Below are 14,489 nucleotides of genomic sequence, written 5' to 3'. Positions count from 1 at the left end.
TGAGAAAGGAGGTAATGACTTTGAAAAAAATGAAAATGATAGGTATGGCCGGTTTTCTTTTAAGCGGGGCTGCCACATTAATCGGTAGCTGGGTTCAAGAGAAACAAATGGAAGAAACCATCGAAGAAAAAGTAAACGAAGCATTAACTGCTAAAAGTGACAAAGAGTCCCACTAGGGCTCTTTTCTTTTTTTTTAGAAAGGGGGAATGACAATGAAAAAAAATATATTTATATTATCGTTGGCCTTAATACTTATGTTACCTATTAATGTAGATGCTACAGAAATTGTTGTCGGTTCCGACGGAATATATCCGTTTAAAATTATGGATGGAATTCATCGAAAAGAGGTAACGAAAAAGAAATCACAGCGTCAAGTAAAACCAAAAAAGAAAAATGTAATTGCAATGGGCGATTTTTTAATAACTGCCTATTGCGGTTGCTATGCATGCTCGGAAGGTTATGGAAAAAAGACCTCTTGCGGCGGAAGTTGTAAGGAAGGACGAACAATTGCAGTAGATCCGGATGTAATTCCATATGGGTCCAAAGTGAAAATCGATGGACTTGCTGGTACATATATTGCCGAAGATACAGGCGGAATGATAAATGGCGACCATATTGATGTTTATTTCGAAGAACACGTTGACGACTTTAAGCTATACAGAAAAGTATGGATCATAAGAGAATGAGGTATTAAAAGATGAGTAAAGCAGATTCAACAAAAATTACGAAAAATATACGAACAACATTGTCAAAACATAGTCCTGAAATATTAACGGGAGTTGGCATTGTTGGGATGCTATCGACAACTGTACTCAGCGTAAAAGCGACACCAAAAGCGTTAGTGCTTATTGAGGCGGAAATTGAAAAGCAGAATGAAGATTTATTAAAGGACGCTGAAGATAAAGCTATGGATGAATGTTCACAAGTTGCTGAACTATCGTTAACGGACACGGTTAAGACAACTTGGAAATGTTATATTCCGGCAACAATTACAGGGGTTTTATCGGTGGCGTGTTTGCTTGGAGCCCATTCTGTAAATATGAAACGAAACGCAGCACTCGTTACGGCATATACATTATCGGAAACAGCGCTTAAAGAATATACAGAAAAAGTAGTTGAGACTATCGGCGAAAAAAAAGAACAAGAAATTAAAGATTCTATAGCAAAAGATAGAATCGATAAAAATCCGGTAACCAATTGTGAAGTTTTTATAACGGAAAAAGGAAATACGTTGTGCTATGATTCGTTATCCGGGAGATATTTCACGTCCGATATTGAGAAAATTCGTAAAATTGAAAACGACTTAAACCAGCGGCTTCTGAGTGAGATGTATTTAGGTCTAAATGAGTTATATTATGAATTAGGTTTACGCTGTACTGAACAAGGAAATGAACTCGGCTTTAATGTGAACGACGGACTCATCCGGTTCGAGTTTAGCTCTCAGTTGACCGATGACGGACGACCGTGTTTAGTGTTGGGGTATCGTATAGCTCCACGCTATGGCTATGGCGATCTTCACTGATTCGCGAAAATAACAAACATTATTATGAGAACAACAACCAATTTGAAAGGAGATTTAAAGATGGAAGAAAATCAGGTATTAGAAAATGTTGCGGAGGAAATGGCAGAAGTAAATTCTGGAACAAATTTAAAGGATGTAGCAACTGGCGTACTATTAACCGGTTTAACCATAATTGTGGTTAAAGGAGTTAAAAAAGTAGTGCCAAAGCTAAAAGACAAATTTGGAAAGAAGAAACAGGAAGTAACCATAGACGAAGACGGCATTGTTGAAATGATTGACGACATTGAAGACGAAGAATAGGTAATGGTTCGAAGCGAAGAGTCTAAGATAACTTAGGCTCTTTTGTTTTATCTGAAGGGAGAAGTTGATGCAAGAGTATAAACCGAATTCGCACAGGTCAAAAGAACTAAAAACAGACCGAGAGAAAAAGAAAGTAAAGCAGGTAGTAAAGGGGCCGGTAAAGGTAAAGCGAAAGGGAGAACTAAAGAAAATTATGGATGTCTTTTTACCAGAAGATGTCACCAACGCTAAGACCTATATCGTCTTCGACGTTCTCATACCTTCAATAAAAGACTTCCTTTACGAGAGTATGGGGACCATTTTATATGGCGAAGAAGGAAGACAGAAGAGGACGTCATCTACAAAAACTTCATACAGAAGATTTTATGACGAAAAAAACAATAGGGCTCGTGATACCCGAAGAAATCGTTCAAATTTTGAATACGACGATGTCGTTTTAGATAGTCGGGGTGAGGCAGAAGAAGTATTAGCTGAAATGGACGAGTTGATTAGTATTTACGGCTTCGTTTCGGTTGCCGATTTGTATGATATGGTCGGAATCACACAGCCTTATACGTATAACAAATATGGCTGGACGAGTCTTAACAGCGCATCCGTAACGAAACTTAGAGGCGGCGGATATTTGTTGAATCTACCAAAAGCCTTACCATTGGATTAAAAGGAGGAAACTAATGATTATAAAAGATTTAACAATTAGTAATACAGAAGAAGCAAAATCAGTATTACAGTTAATGAAAACCATTGTAAAGAATAATGGATACGTCTCAGTAGCTCGTTATTACGAAATTATAGGCAGGCCAGAGTTTGCAGGGATGGAAGAAACTTTATATGGCTGGGACTGGGAAAATATTGATGGGGTTGAAGTAGAGTATGTGATCTTTGGATATAGAGAATGTACCCTTTCCTTGCCCGAACCAGAATCTACTTCAGTTATTATGGATAGATTACTTAGTAAAGAGGTATTGAATAATATATTCGGATACAACGAAGTAACAAAACATACTAACGAGCAAAAAGAACAAGATATGGTATCGCATCCGCCACATTATCAGTCAAAATCAGGCCTTGAGGTTATCGATGTCATTGAAGCGTTTACAGCAGACCTTATAGGGCTTGAAGCTACGGACACCGGTAATATTATAAAATACGCATGTCGCTGGAAAGATAAAAACGGTGTTGAAGATTTAAAAAAAGCGGTATGGTACGCGAATCACTTAATTGAATATTTGGAAAGAAAGGGAGAATAGGAAATATGAAAACAACAGCAATTACAAACACATTTAATAAACTGGCGTTTAAGGTAAAAAAACACTCGCCGGAACTTTTAGCTGCGGCTGGAGTTATTGGTATTGTAACGAGTGCGGTAACAGCTTGTAAAGCAACATTAAAAGCGGGAGAGGTTTTAGAAAACGCAAAGGAACAGCTTGATCTTATCGATGGAGCAAACGAGAAAATTACGGACGAAACATACAGCGAACAGGATTATAAAAAAGATATTGCAATTACTTATACTCAAACTGTTGTAAAGTTCGTGAGATTATACGGTCCGTCTGTAATATTAGGGACAGCCTCCATTGGATGTGTTTTAATGTCAAATAATATTCTTCGCAAACGAAACGCAGCTCTGGCGGCCGCTTACACGGCAGTATTTACGGATTATAAAGGTTATCGGAGCCGCGTGGTCGAACGTTTTGGAAAAGATTTAGATCGCGAATTAAAATTCAACATTAAAAATGAAGAAATTGAGGAGACGATTACCGATAAAAAAGGTAAAGAAAAGAAAGTTAAAAAAACAGTGGAAACGATTGATGAAGCGGATTTACATAGTGAATATGCAAAGTTTTTTGATTCAAGTTGTTTTTCTTATGAAAAAGATTCCGAATATAATTTAATGTTTTTAAAAAATCAGGAAAGCTACGCGAATGACTTATTAAAGGCGAAAGGGTATTTATATCTAAACACCGTTTATAAAGCATTGGGGTTACCAGAAACGAAAGCTGGACAAGTTGTTGGGTGGATTTATGATCCGGAAAACCCGGTCGGAGACAATTATGTGGATTTCGGAATCCATAAAGTTCGTAATAAACGATCTGTAAACGGTCTTGAGTCAGTATTCCTGTTAGATTTTAATGTTGATGGAAACATATGGAATTTAATGTGAATGACAGGCCTTGGAAGTATAGGTACTGGTAATTATAAGCAAGATGTATTTGACTATCCTTGGCTACTGGATGTGTAGCCTGGGTTTTTTAATAGGAGGGATTTCAAATGAATCACGATAATGTTCTTTCATATGCGTTGGCGGCTATGGCCGGTATATTTTTTATTAAAGGACTAGCTGTTTTATCTATTGGGAGGCGGATATATGGATGAGCTAAACGCGGTTATTTCCATACTGGATTACTCATTAGATACAGAGCAAAAACGCCATATAGTAGGTGGTGTTTTACTAAGCATCTCTTTGCTTTTTGGCGGTTTGGCCTTTACTGTTATGACGATAAATATGGAGGAAGAAAATGAATAAATTTATGATATTTGGGTTGGGGGTCGTCATAGGATCGCTTGCCACATGGCAGCTATTGAAAAATAAATACGAGCAACTGACTCAGGAAGAGATTGATTCTGTAAAAGAGGTTTTTTACAGAAAAAACAATTCCGAGACCGAAGACCAAGACATTAAAGATGAACATGAAGAAAAAATGACGAGAGCTTCCTACGAAGAAACCATAAAAAATTACACTGGATACTATGATAAAAGTGACCCAAAAGACCCTTATGTTATTCCGCCGGAAGAATATGGTGATAACGAAGAGTACGAGGAAATTCTTCTTACTTATTACGTGGATGGTGTTGTAACTGACGACAATGGAGAAATAATTGATGATGTAGAGGAAATCATTGGACATGCTTTAGAAAGTTTTGGAGAATACGAAGAAGAGTCGGTACACGTTCGTAATGACGAACGAAAGGCTTATTACGAGATTATTAGAGATCCTAGAACCTATGAAGATATGTACAGAGAAGAGTTACCTCCGCATCTAATGTGATGGAGGAATAATGACAGGACGAGAATTAACACACCATTACTTTAATTGGATGTACGGTCTTGTATGTGATAAAAAGAGGAAATCATATAAAAAGCTATTACGCCATTTGTATAATCGGGAATTCATTTATATGATTGGAATGGACGGTAATAGGGCTGAAGATGGAATCGATTTAAGGTATAGATTCGCACAGGAGACTGGACAAAATGAGGCTATGGTATCGTCATATTTGGACAACCAACCATGTAGTGTACTTGAGATGTTGGTAGCATTATGTGTTCGATGCGAGGAAGAGATCACAGATAACATGGGCGAAAATAACAATGCCCAAAAGTGGTTTTGGAATTGTATAAATAACCTCGGTTTAAAAAATATGGATGATGAGAAGTTTGATGGGGAGTATACGGACGAAGTAATCGATCGTTTTTTGAACCGAGAATATGCGCCGGATGGTAAAGGGGGGCTATTCGTAATCGAAAACTCCAATTATGACATGAGGAATGTTGAGATATGGTATCAAATGTTATGGTATTTAGATAGTGTTTTATAGGGGGTGAAACGAAGAGATGACACATAAAGATGTAGTTGCAAATCTAAGGAGACAATTTCCGCAATATGCAAATAATATAAAAGTTTGGTTTCCAAACGGAAACAACAGTGTCCGATTCAGACAAGATGATGGGACAGAGTATGTGTTTACATATAACAGTCCTAAGGATTGGCGTTTCGAAACTTCATGTAAATATGCTAAGGAAAGGAGAAAAAAATGAAAGTAATAGTTAAAAGAGCATCAGTTCGTAACATGGATGATTTGATAAACGCCGTAGATCATAACGCCATTTTAAGTGAGTTGTTGCAGATTAAACAGGCTAAAACAAATAGACGCCTATTTGTTATTATGGCCGCAGTGACATTTGTTACTTTTATAAATTATGGAGAAAAAATTCGCCAAAATGAAGAAATTGAAAAGCTCAAAATAAGGTTAAATGATTTAGATGACGTGGAAGGAGAGAATGGGATGTAATGATCGACTTTTTAATGATTTCAACGCGTAGTACGAAGCGAGGCGTGATAGAAATCTATCCAAGATTTATTATTAAAAAAAGTTCGGATTTAATGATTCGGGGAGGGGATTTCTACGCTATCTGGATAGAGGAACGTGGCTTATGGTCTACCGACGAACAAGATGCCCTGCAGTTGATTGATCGAGAGCTGGATAAATATGCGGAAGAGAACCGACAGCGGTTTGACTCTAATATAAAAATTTTGTATATGTGGGATGCCGAATCGGGAATGATTGATTCTTGGCATAGGTATTGTCAAAAACAAATGCGAGATTCGTTCCGAATGTTGGATGAGAAACTTATATTTTCAAATACAGAAACAAAGAAAAAAGATTATGCTAGTAAAAGACTTAATTATCCGTTAGAGAAGGGAGAACTCGAAGCGTATAATAAATTAATGTCTACATTATATTCTGAAGAAGAAAGACACAAAATCGAATGGGCAATAGGATCTATTGTGTCGGGAGATTCGGTGAAAATTCAGAAGTTCCTTGTACTGTATGGTGCTGCCGGAACTGGTAAATCTACGGTTCTTAACATTGTCCAACAATTATTCGACGGATATTATTCAGTTTTTGATGCAAAGGCCTTAGGGTCAACTAGCAATTCATTTGCTTTGGAGGCATTTAAGACAAACCCGCTCGTGGCAATCCAACACGATGGAGACCTATCCAGAATTGAGGACAACACAAGACTTAATAGTCTAGTTTCTCACGAACTGATGACCGTAAATGAAAAATTCAAATCAACTTATTCAAATCGATTTAAATGCTTTTTATTTATGGGCACAAATAAACCAGTGAAGATTACGGATGCAAAGTCAGGTCTCATTCGAAGACTAATCGATGTATCGCCTTCTGGACGCAAGCTTAAAGCAAACGAATACAAGAACGTCATCGGTCAAATTAAGTTTGAACTGGGTGCAATCGCATATTATTGCAAAGAAGTGTATAAAAGTAATCCCGGAAAATATGATAATTATATCCCAACAACAATGTTGGGCGCTTCTAATGATTTTTATAATTTCGTAATTGATTCTTATCATGTATTTAAAAAAGAAGATGGTGTAACATTGAAGGCTGCCTGGGAAATGTACAAGACTTATTGTGATGAAGCAAAGGTCTTGTATCCTTATCCGCAAAGAGCGTTTAAGGAAGAACTTAAAAATTATTTTTGGAGCTGGAAGGACCGTTATGCTTTGAGTACCGGTGATCGAGTACGAAACTATTATTTAGGCTTCAGGACGGACAAATTTGAGGGTGAAGTTCATGATCAAAAAGAACAAGATTCGTCTTATTCAATAAAATTTGATATGAATCGATCCATATTTGATAAGGAATATGCTGAGTGTTTGGCTCAGTATGCAACATCAAAGGAAACTCCCTTGAAAAAATGGGATAAGACAAAAACAAAATTGTCTGAAATAGACACTTCAAAAATCCATTATGTAAAAGTTCCAGAAAATCATATAGTCATCGACTTTGATATTCCGGATGAAGGAGGGGGTAAATCTTATGAGAAAAACTTAAAAGAAGCAAATAAATGGCCTCCTACATACGCTGAATTAAGTAAAAGCGGAGCCGGGATACACCTTCATTATATTTACTCTGGAGATGTATCAAAGCTTAGTCGGGTATACGGAGACCATATTGAAGTTAAGGTATTCATGGGCAAGAGCTCGTTGCGAAGAAAACTTACAAAGTGTAATGATCTACCAATCGCAACGATCAGCTCGGGGCTACCGTTGAAAGGAGAAAAAAGGATGGTTAATTTTGAGACTGTCAAAAGTGAAAAAGGTCTACGTTCGTTAATAAAACGTAACCTTAACAAAGAAATCCATCCGGGAACAAAACCCAGTATCGATTTTATTTTTAAGATATTGGAGGATGCATATCAAAGCGGATTAAAGTATGACGTATCTAATATGTATAATTCTGTTTTAGCATTCGCAGCGAACAGTACGCATCAGTCGGATTATTGTGTTAAGTTAGTTAATAAAATGCATTTTAAATCAGAGGACTCGTTTGTCAACGTTAGTAAAGACAATGGCGGCCCTCTGATTTTTTATGACGTAGAAGTTTTTCCCAATCTGTTTCTGGTTAATTGGAAAGTTGAAGGAGAAGGAAAACCAGTTGTACGAATGATAAATCCAAAATCATCAGAGATTGAAGAACTCATGAAATTTAAACTGGTTGGATTCAATTGTCGCCGGTACGATAACCACATGCTATATGCTCGGCTGATGGGATATACAAATGAGCAATTATACAAATTATCACAAAAAATCATTAGCGGCGAAAGAAATGCATTTTTTGGGGAAGCCTATAATGCTTCCTACACTGATGTGTATGATTTTGCCTCGGCTGGAAACAAGAAAAGTCTGAAAAAATTAGAAATCGAAATGGGACTTCACCATCAAGAGTTAGGGCTTCCGTGGGATAAACCGGTACCCGAAGAAATGTGGGTTAAGGTTGCTGAGTATTGTGACAATGACGTAATTGCTACAGAAGCAGCCTTTAATTACCTAAATGCGGATTGGACGGCTCGTCAAATTCTGGCGGATTTGGCCGGAATGACTGTTAACGATACAACGAATACTCTGACAACAAAAATTATTTTTGGAAACAACCGAAAACCACAGGACCAATTCAATTATCGGAACTTAGCAGAGCCCGTACATAATTTAGATGAGGAAACATATGATTTCCTATCAAACGCGTGTCCTGAAATGATGCAGCAAACGCATGGAGAGGCTGGTAGCTTTCTTCCTTATTTTCCAGGCTACAAATATGAAAGCGGAAAATCTACATATCGCGGAGAGGAAGTCGGTGAAGGTGGTTATGTCTATGCGGAGCCTGGTATGTACGGTAATGTGGCCTTGCTGGACGTTTCCTCCATGCATCCCCATAGCGCAATCGCGGAGGTACTCTTTGGTATTAGGTTCACAACAGCATTTCAGGAGATTGTCGAAGGCCGTGTGAGCATCAAGCACGAAGCTTGGGATGAAGTAAATCAAATGCTAAATGGTAAGCTAACTCCATATATTCAGAAAGTCATCGAGGGTGAAATGTCTTCTAAAGATTTGGCGAATGCATTAAAAACAGCTATCAACTCGGTTTACGGGTTGACATCTGCTTCATTCGAGAACGCATTTCGTGATCCGAGAAACAAAGATAACATCGTTGCCAAACGAGGAGCGCTGTTTATGATTAACCTTAAACATGAGGTACAGGAGCGAGGCTTTATTGTCGCACATATTAAAACTGACTCCATCAAGATACCAGATGCCACTCCTGAAATTATCCAGTTTGTTGTGGATTATGGGAAGCGATATGGTTATATTTTCGAACATGAGGCGACATATGAACGAATGTGTTTGGTTAACAACGCTGTATACATTGCTAAATATTCAACGGAAGATTTCTGTAAAAGTTCATATGGATATATTCCAGCGGATATAAAGAAGAAAGCAGGTAAATGGACGGCCACTGGCACGCAGTTTCAGATTCCATATGTATTTAAGAAACTGTTTAGCGGAGAGAGAATCACTTTCGAAGATATGTGTGAAACCAAATCAGTAACCAGCGCTTTATATTTGGATATGAATGAGGGACTACCTGATGTGTCTCAATATGAAAAGGAACACGCTAAACTTTGGAAAGATATTGGTGATAACTCACTACCGCATGATTCGGAAATGGAACGAAAATGTAAACGTGTAGAGGAACTCTCAGAGTTAATTGAAAAAGGACATAGCTATCGTTTTATAGGGAAAGTTGGACAATTTTGTCCAATCAAGAATGGTTGTGGTGGTGGACTTCTAATGCGGGAAAAAGATGGGAAATATTACGCTGCAACTGGATCTAAAGGCTTTCGGTGGTTGGAATCAGAGATGGTTTTGAAACTCGGTAAAGAATCTGACATCGACCGATCATATTACGACAAACTTGTTGACGATGCTGTAAAAGAATTGATCGCATACGGAGATTTTGAATGGTTTGTTTCGGACGATCCATATATTGAGCCAGAGTTTAAGGACGGAAAGCCTGTTTATGAAGAAGAGATGCCGTTTTCATAATTGCGAATTTAACACGAGCAAATTTATAATTTTATTTAAAGGAGAAATATCATGACGTATAAAAAAACAGAAAATATCGTAATGGAGAATGTAAGAATCGGTTTTAGAAACTTTTCCGGAAGAGAATCACAATACAACAGGGCAGGCTGCAGAAATTTTTGTGTATTCATTGACGATTCTGATTTAGCGGAAAAGTTAACAGAAGAAGGATGGAACCTTCGAATTTTAAAACCAAGGGACGAGGATGAAGATCCGGCATATTATATGCAAGTTGCGGTTGGATTCGGTAAAATACCACCTAAAGTTGTTATGGTGACCAGAAGAAATCAGACAACTCTGGATGAAGAATCGATCAACACTTTGGATTATGCCGAAATTGCAAATGTTGATTTGACGATTCGACCGTATCACTGGGAAGTAAACGGTAAATCAGGAATTAAGGCGTATCTAAAAAATATGTATGTAACCATCGAGGAGGATGAGTTTGCTGAAAAATACGCCGTAGAAGATGAGCCGATCAAATAGGAGGATGGGTATGTTTCAAAAAGATAAAAAGACTGGTAAAACCAAAATAATGAATCTGGTTCGTGAAGTGGACTTGCTAATTGTACTTATGATATTACATGATCAATTTGATTTCAAGAAAGACGATATCAAAAAAATGATTAAAGAATACCGTGACAAACTCGATTCATACGATAAAAAGTATTTTTCATATGAAGATATGCGTGAATTAATTAAGGATGAAATAGGCGTAGAAGTTTAACTTCATGGAGGTTAAGATGGATAATCATTTGAAAGAAGTTTATTTTTATCAATTTTGTCGTACATGTAGATATTATGAAAAAGGAGAAGGTGAAAGCACTTGCGATATATGTTTATGTAAGTCGACAAATACGGATAGCCACAAACCAACAAAGTGGAAGGAGAGATTATGATTTTTATTTTTATAGCAGTGCATCTATTAATAGGCGCACTATTAGCACTTCGATGTAGCAGCGAGGTCGAGACCGATTGTGGGTTGTTTATAACACTTATAATAGTCATCGTTTTCGCCATAATATGGCCAGTTATGCTCATAAGGGCAATTATAGGTGGTGACTAAATAGTGGCATTCGAATTGTACGACCATCAAAAAAAGGCCATTGATAATATGAAAAACGGTTGTATTCTATGCGGAGGTGTTGGTTCTGGAAAATCTCTAACGGCGCTTGCTTATTATTTTTTTAAAGAAGGTAATGGAACTTTAGATTGGGATGGTTCTTATATCCCTATGACCGACCCAAAGGATCTTTACATTATTACGACAGCAAGAAAGAGGGACGATCTTGAGTGGGAGAGAGAATTAGGACAATTTCTCCTTTCCACTCACCACGAATTGAATTTCTATGATAATCAAGTTATCGTGGACTCTTGGAATAATATTGAGAAATATAAGAACATAAGAGATGCATTCTTTATCTTCGACGAACAAAGAGTCGTTGGCAAAGGGTCATGGGTAAAAGCGTTTCTCGAAATCACGAAAATGAACCATTGGATCTTGTTATCGGCAACACCCGGTGATACTTGGCAGGATTATATTCCGGTATTTATAGCAAATGGATTTTATAAAAATCGAACGGAATTTAATCGGGAACACGTAGTTTTCAGCCGATTCGTTAAATTTCCTAAAATTGATAGATATTTAAATACGGGACGACTCATTAGACTACGCAATAGTATTTTGGTTGAGATGGATTTCAATCGCAGTACAGTGTCACATCACGAGGATGTTTTTGTAGAATACGATGTTGATAAATACAAAGAGGTAGTAAAAACTCGATGGAATCCATTTAAGAACGAACCGATATCTAATGTTAGTCAGTTCTGTTATATTCAGAGAAAAATTGTGAACATGGATGAATCAAGGCAGGCTGCCTTATTAGAACTTGCAGAAAAACATCCACGAGTAATTGTGTTTTATAACTTTGATTACGAGTTAGAGATACTAAGAAATTTATATTATGGTGACGACGTAAAAATAGCAGAGTGGAATGGTCACAAACATCAACCAATTCCTGATGCTAAAAAATGGATGTATTTAGTTCAATACAATTCTGGAGCTGAAGGTTGGAATTGTATTAAAACTGACACCATCGTATTTTACTCACAGAATTATTCGTATAAAATTATGCATCAATCCGCAGGTAGAATAGACCGGCTTAACACCCCTTATAAAGATCTATATTATTATCACCTTAAGTCTCATGCGAACATGGATTTGGCAATCAGCCGGACACTAAAAGAAAAGAAAAGTTTTAATGAGGCTAAGTACGTGAACTGGTGAAATCTTTAGAATCGAAAGGAGAAAAATTATTGAATATTAAAAGACGGTTTACAAAATGGTATATCAAACGAGGTTATTCATTCGGATATGAGTTTGGGATATCGGAAGGTATTTGTAATGCTCGTTATTATTGTCCCTTCTGGGTTAAACCATTTTTGATTTTATTTTCCCCAAGTGTTTATATGAAAGAAAAATTTAGGCAGGGTCTTGTGAGTGGTTTTATAAAAGGAATATCACAACAAGGCGTTGAATAATAAACAAGCAAATGGTCGATATACAGGACTGGTATGAAACGATTTCGTACCAGTCTTTTATATTAGCTAGAAATTCGAAAGGAGAACAACAAATATGAAAACAACAGGAAGTGTAATTGTTAGTTGGGATTTCTCTAAAGGAAAAGACCAAAGTATTTTGATTGTAGGGGAGCAACAAAATGGAGTAGTCAATATTGTAAATGCTTTTCAAGGAGAAGATGCTGTGAAAATCCATAAAAAATTGACTACAAAAAAGTTGATAGTGTCAAGTGATGTATGAAAAAGCTGAGCATAAAAAATAGGCTCAGATGAACCTTGAAACCTGTAGATATTGATAACGTTAAGCTCTCCGAGGGCTTAGGGCGCTGCCCTAAGTACCCGCAAGGGACTTGTCCCTTGACCTAATATCAGGCTTTGCCCGAACCCATCCTCGCCGGAAGGCAGGAAAAGGGCGCAGTTGCCCCTTTTCTGCTAAACAGGATAATCCGAGAACCCTTATGTCAAGCAACTTTCGCGGCATATCCTTGTGCGGTGCACTGTGGTATTCCACGGTTTGCGTGACAACGGTTCCGCTCCTTTTAGCAGTTCCACCTCATTTAGGACTTTATATCCTGTGTGTTTGTGAGGACGAAGGAAATTGTAGTAAGCAACCCATAGAGCAAGGTCATAGTTGGCGCCGTCGATGTTGTCAAAGCCGTTCGTAGGTCTGTAAGAGACCTTGTATGTACGATTGAGCCTTTCAATCATCTGCTTGTATGGTCGGAATTCTTTTGACACTTCATCGTCGTTGGTAAGTCCAATTACCTGAGTGATGCTGAACTTAAATTTATCACCAAACTCATGGAAGAACTGCTGGGCAGCTAATGGATAGGCACTGTATCCATCCGCAATAAATTTAAAGTTTTTCGGAAGCTCTTTTAGATTTCGGAAAGCCATTCTCATCGCAAGGATACAGGGACCAACACCGCGATTATCAGAGATCCGGTATCCAATGATGGAACGTTTTGCAGCATCCATAATGAACCAGACGTAAGCTTTAAGACCACGGATTTTGATATAGGTTTCATCAGCCGTGAAGACGGATTCGGTGCCATAATCGTAATGATCGACAAAGGGTTTGATGCAAAGAGCTGCGGATTTACAGTAGTTGGCAATGCTCTGATGAGAGATAGTGATACCGTAAAGGTCATGGAGCGCCTGCTTAGTTTTCCTGAGAGAAAGTCCAAGATTCACATGCATAGTCAGACATAGAGACATGGTGTGGGAATCAAACTTGGTGAATTTGAGAGAAGAGGCATTCTTTGGGAGAGAGTTTAAATCCATCCGAAAGAAATCTATCGTGAATTCACGGTAGATGTAGTGAAGCTTATATTTATTTTTACCGTAATCCTCATTCAGATGCTTTTTATCAACTTTTTTCAGGTTGTGCAGATAGTAAGGACACTTTAACACGGTAGTTTTGGAAAAACGGTTATCTTTGGTTGGAGAAAAATGTGTCTGGCAGACCTTGCACAGCACTTGGGATTTTCGTTTCCCATCGTTCCACGTGAGATAGTCAACCGGCGCACCGCAAACAGGACAGTGACAGGATTTGGGGATATCACATTCCACGCGTCTGAACACAGGCTTAATGGATTTATGGTAACGCCGCTGATAGTAAGAGATGAGATCCTTCCAGTTCCATTCCTGTTTATAGGAAATGAATTTGGGGAGCTGATCAATTTTAAATTTTTGATATTTCGGAGAATGGGAATCATCGAAAGCCCACTGCTTAAGTGGGATGTATCTACAGATAAAGTTAATAAGCCAGCAAAGTTGTTTATGTTGGTATTGAATAAGTTGAAGTAAATAAAGTATAATGTCCATGAGCAATGAACTCCTTTCGTATTATGTTTGGT

The 14,489-nt window shown here is 37.7% G+C and carries 17 protein-coding genes and 1 pseudogene; 17 read left to right on the top strand and 1 reads right to left on the bottom strand.

Annotated elements, in window-relative coordinates; all coding sequences use genetic code 11:
- The first annotated feature begins 20 nt into the window (after positions 1-20).
- From P8F77_RS10400 to P8F77_RS10320, 17 genes are all read left to right on the top strand, one after another.
- The gene (locus tag P8F77_RS10400) at positions 21-176 is read left to right on the top strand and encodes a hypothetical protein (RefSeq protein WP_347256449.1); all 156 of its coding nucleotides are present in this window, start codon (positions 21-23) and stop codon (positions 174-176) included.
- A gap of 36 nt (positions 177-212) precedes the next feature.
- Positions 213-686, top strand: a complete 474-nt coding sequence (locus tag P8F77_RS10395; RefSeq protein WP_347256114.1) for a 3D domain-containing protein — start codon at positions 213-215, stop codon at positions 684-686.
- Positions 687-697: 11 nt separating this feature from the next.
- Entirely contained in the window at positions 698-1,522 is an 825-nt protein-coding gene (locus P8F77_RS10390; RefSeq protein WP_347256113.1) for a DUF6353 family protein, read from the top strand.
- A 60-nt stretch (positions 1,523-1,582) separates the two neighbouring features.
- A complete protein-coding gene (locus tag P8F77_RS10385; RefSeq protein ID WP_347256112.1) occupies positions 1,583-1,822 on the top strand; it encodes a hypothetical protein in 240 nt (79 codons plus the stop codon).
- A 67-nt stretch (positions 1,823-1,889) separates the two neighbouring features.
- Positions 1,890-2,480 carry a hypothetical protein gene (locus P8F77_RS10380; protein WP_347256111.1) on the top strand — a complete coding sequence of 197 codons (591 nt, stop codon included), beginning with the start codon at positions 1,890-1,892 and terminating at the stop codon, positions 2,478-2,480.
- A gap of 13 nt (positions 2,481-2,493) precedes the next feature.
- Complete coding sequence (locus tag P8F77_RS10375) at positions 2,494-3,069, top strand: DUF3310 domain-containing protein (protein WP_347256110.1); 576 nt, start codon at positions 2,494-2,496, stop codon at positions 3,067-3,069.
- A gap of 5 nt (positions 3,070-3,074) precedes the next feature.
- Positions 3,075-3,983, top strand: coding sequence for a DUF6353 family protein (locus tag P8F77_RS10370; protein WP_347256109.1), 909 nt, complete (start codon positions 3,075-3,077; stop codon positions 3,981-3,983).
- A 204-nt stretch (positions 3,984-4,187) separates the two neighbouring features.
- Entirely contained in the window at positions 4,188-4,346 is a 159-nt protein-coding gene (locus tag P8F77_RS10365) for a histidine kinase (protein WP_347256108.1), read from the top strand.
- Entirely contained in the window at positions 4,339-4,869 is a 531-nt protein-coding gene (locus tag P8F77_RS10360) for a hypothetical protein (protein WP_347256107.1), read from the top strand. The genes P8F77_RS10365 and P8F77_RS10360 overlap by 8 nt, the downstream gene beginning before the upstream one ends.
- Before the next feature lie 10 nt (positions 4,870-4,879).
- On the top strand, positions 4,880-5,419 hold the full coding sequence (locus P8F77_RS10355; RefSeq protein ID WP_347256106.1) for a hypothetical protein: 540 nt from the start codon (positions 4,880-4,882) through the stop codon (positions 5,417-5,419).
- A gap of 216 nt (positions 5,420-5,635) precedes the next feature.
- On the top strand, positions 5,636-5,893 hold the full coding sequence (locus P8F77_RS10350) for a hypothetical protein (protein ID WP_347256105.1): 258 nt from the start codon (positions 5,636-5,638) through the stop codon (positions 5,891-5,893).
- A complete protein-coding gene (locus P8F77_RS10345) occupies positions 5,893-10,011 on the top strand; it encodes a DUF5906 domain-containing protein (protein WP_347256104.1) in 4,119 nt (1,372 codons plus the stop codon). The genes P8F77_RS10350 and P8F77_RS10345 overlap by 1 nt, the downstream gene beginning before the upstream one ends.
- A 51-nt stretch (positions 10,012-10,062) precedes the next feature.
- Entirely contained in the window at positions 10,063-10,536 is a 474-nt protein-coding gene (locus tag P8F77_RS10340; RefSeq protein ID WP_347256103.1) for a hypothetical protein, read from the top strand.
- Positions 10,537-10,546: 10 nt separating this feature from the next.
- The gene (locus P8F77_RS10335; RefSeq protein ID WP_347256102.1) at positions 10,547-10,777 is read left to right on the top strand and encodes a hypothetical protein; all 231 of its coding nucleotides are present in this window, start codon (positions 10,547-10,549) and stop codon (positions 10,775-10,777) included.
- A gap of 342 nt (positions 10,778-11,119) precedes the next feature.
- Positions 11,120-12,337 carry a DEAD/DEAH box helicase family protein gene (locus P8F77_RS10330; RefSeq protein WP_347256101.1) on the top strand — a complete coding sequence of 406 codons (1,218 nt, stop codon included), beginning with the start codon at positions 11,120-11,122 and terminating at the stop codon, positions 12,335-12,337.
- Positions 12,334-12,591 (top strand): hypothetical protein, encoded by a 258-nt coding sequence (locus P8F77_RS10325; protein ID WP_347256100.1) that lies wholly within the window; start codon positions 12,334-12,336, stop codon positions 12,589-12,591. Before P8F77_RS10330 ends, P8F77_RS10325 begins: the two co-directional genes overlap by 4 nt.
- 94 nt (positions 12,592-12,685) lie before the next feature.
- Positions 12,686-12,871: a hypothetical protein gene (locus P8F77_RS10320; RefSeq protein WP_347256099.1), complete on the top strand. Its 186-nt coding sequence runs from the start codon at positions 12,686-12,688 to the stop codon at positions 12,869-12,871.
- 287 nt (positions 12,872-13,158) lie between these two features.
- On the opposite strand, the pseudogene P8F77_RS10315 reads toward P8F77_RS10320, so the two are convergent.
- Positions 13,159-14,457, bottom strand: a pseudogene (locus P8F77_RS10315) (DDE-type integrase/transposase/recombinase); the annotation flags it as partial.
- Between the last annotated feature and the right edge of the window lie 32 nt (positions 14,458-14,489).

Origin of the sequence: Anaerostipes sp. PC18 (assembly GCF_039789045.1) — a bacterium.
In the GTDB taxonomy this organism is placed as follows: Bacteria; Bacillota; Clostridia; order Lachnospirales; family Lachnospiraceae; genus Anaerostipes; species Anaerostipes hominis.
This window is presented reverse-complemented; position numbering and strand designations above follow the sequence as displayed.

Bases quoted from the DNA above. Each gene is read 5' to 3' on its own strand.
- P8F77_RS10380 (WP_347256111.1), top strand. From the start codon at position 1,890: ATGCAAGAGTATAAACCGAATTCGCACAGGTCAAAAGAACTAAAAACA.
- P8F77_RS10390 (WP_347256113.1), top strand. From the start codon at position 698: ATGAGTAAAGCAGATTCAACAAAAATTACGAAAAATATACGAACAACA.
- P8F77_RS10345 (WP_347256104.1), top strand. From the start codon at position 5,893: ATGATCGACTTTTTAATGATTTCAACGCGTAGTACGAAGCGAGGCGTG.
- P8F77_RS10395 (WP_347256114.1), top strand. From the start codon at position 213: ATGAAAAAAAATATATTTATATTATCGTTGGCCTTAATACTTATGTTA.
- P8F77_RS10385 (WP_347256112.1), top strand. From the start codon at position 1,583: ATGGAAGAAAATCAGGTATTAGAAAATGTTGCGGAGGAAATGGCAGAA.
- P8F77_RS10355 (WP_347256106.1), top strand. From the start codon at position 4,880: ATGACAGGACGAGAATTAACACACCATTACTTTAATTGGATGTACGGT.
- P8F77_RS10340 (WP_347256103.1), top strand. From the start codon at position 10,063: ATGACGTATAAAAAAACAGAAAATATCGTAATGGAGAATGTAAGAATC.
- P8F77_RS10350 (WP_347256105.1), top strand. From the start codon at position 5,636: ATGAAAGTAATAGTTAAAAGAGCATCAGTTCGTAACATGGATGATTTG.
- P8F77_RS10335 (WP_347256102.1), top strand. From the start codon at position 10,547: ATGTTTCAAAAAGATAAAAAGACTGGTAAAACCAAAATAATGAATCTG.
- P8F77_RS10375 (WP_347256110.1), top strand. From the start codon at position 2,494: ATGATTATAAAAGATTTAACAATTAGTAATACAGAAGAAGCAAAATCA.
- P8F77_RS10320 (WP_347256099.1), top strand. From the start codon at position 12,686: ATGAAAACAACAGGAAGTGTAATTGTTAGTTGGGATTTCTCTAAAGGA.
- P8F77_RS10370 (WP_347256109.1), top strand. From the start codon at position 3,075: ATGAAAACAACAGCAATTACAAACACATTTAATAAACTGGCGTTTAAG.
- P8F77_RS10360 (WP_347256107.1), top strand. From the start codon at position 4,339: ATGAATAAATTTATGATATTTGGGTTGGGGGTCGTCATAGGATCGCTT.
- P8F77_RS10365 (WP_347256108.1), top strand. From the start codon at position 4,188: ATGGATGAGCTAAACGCGGTTATTTCCATACTGGATTACTCATTAGAT.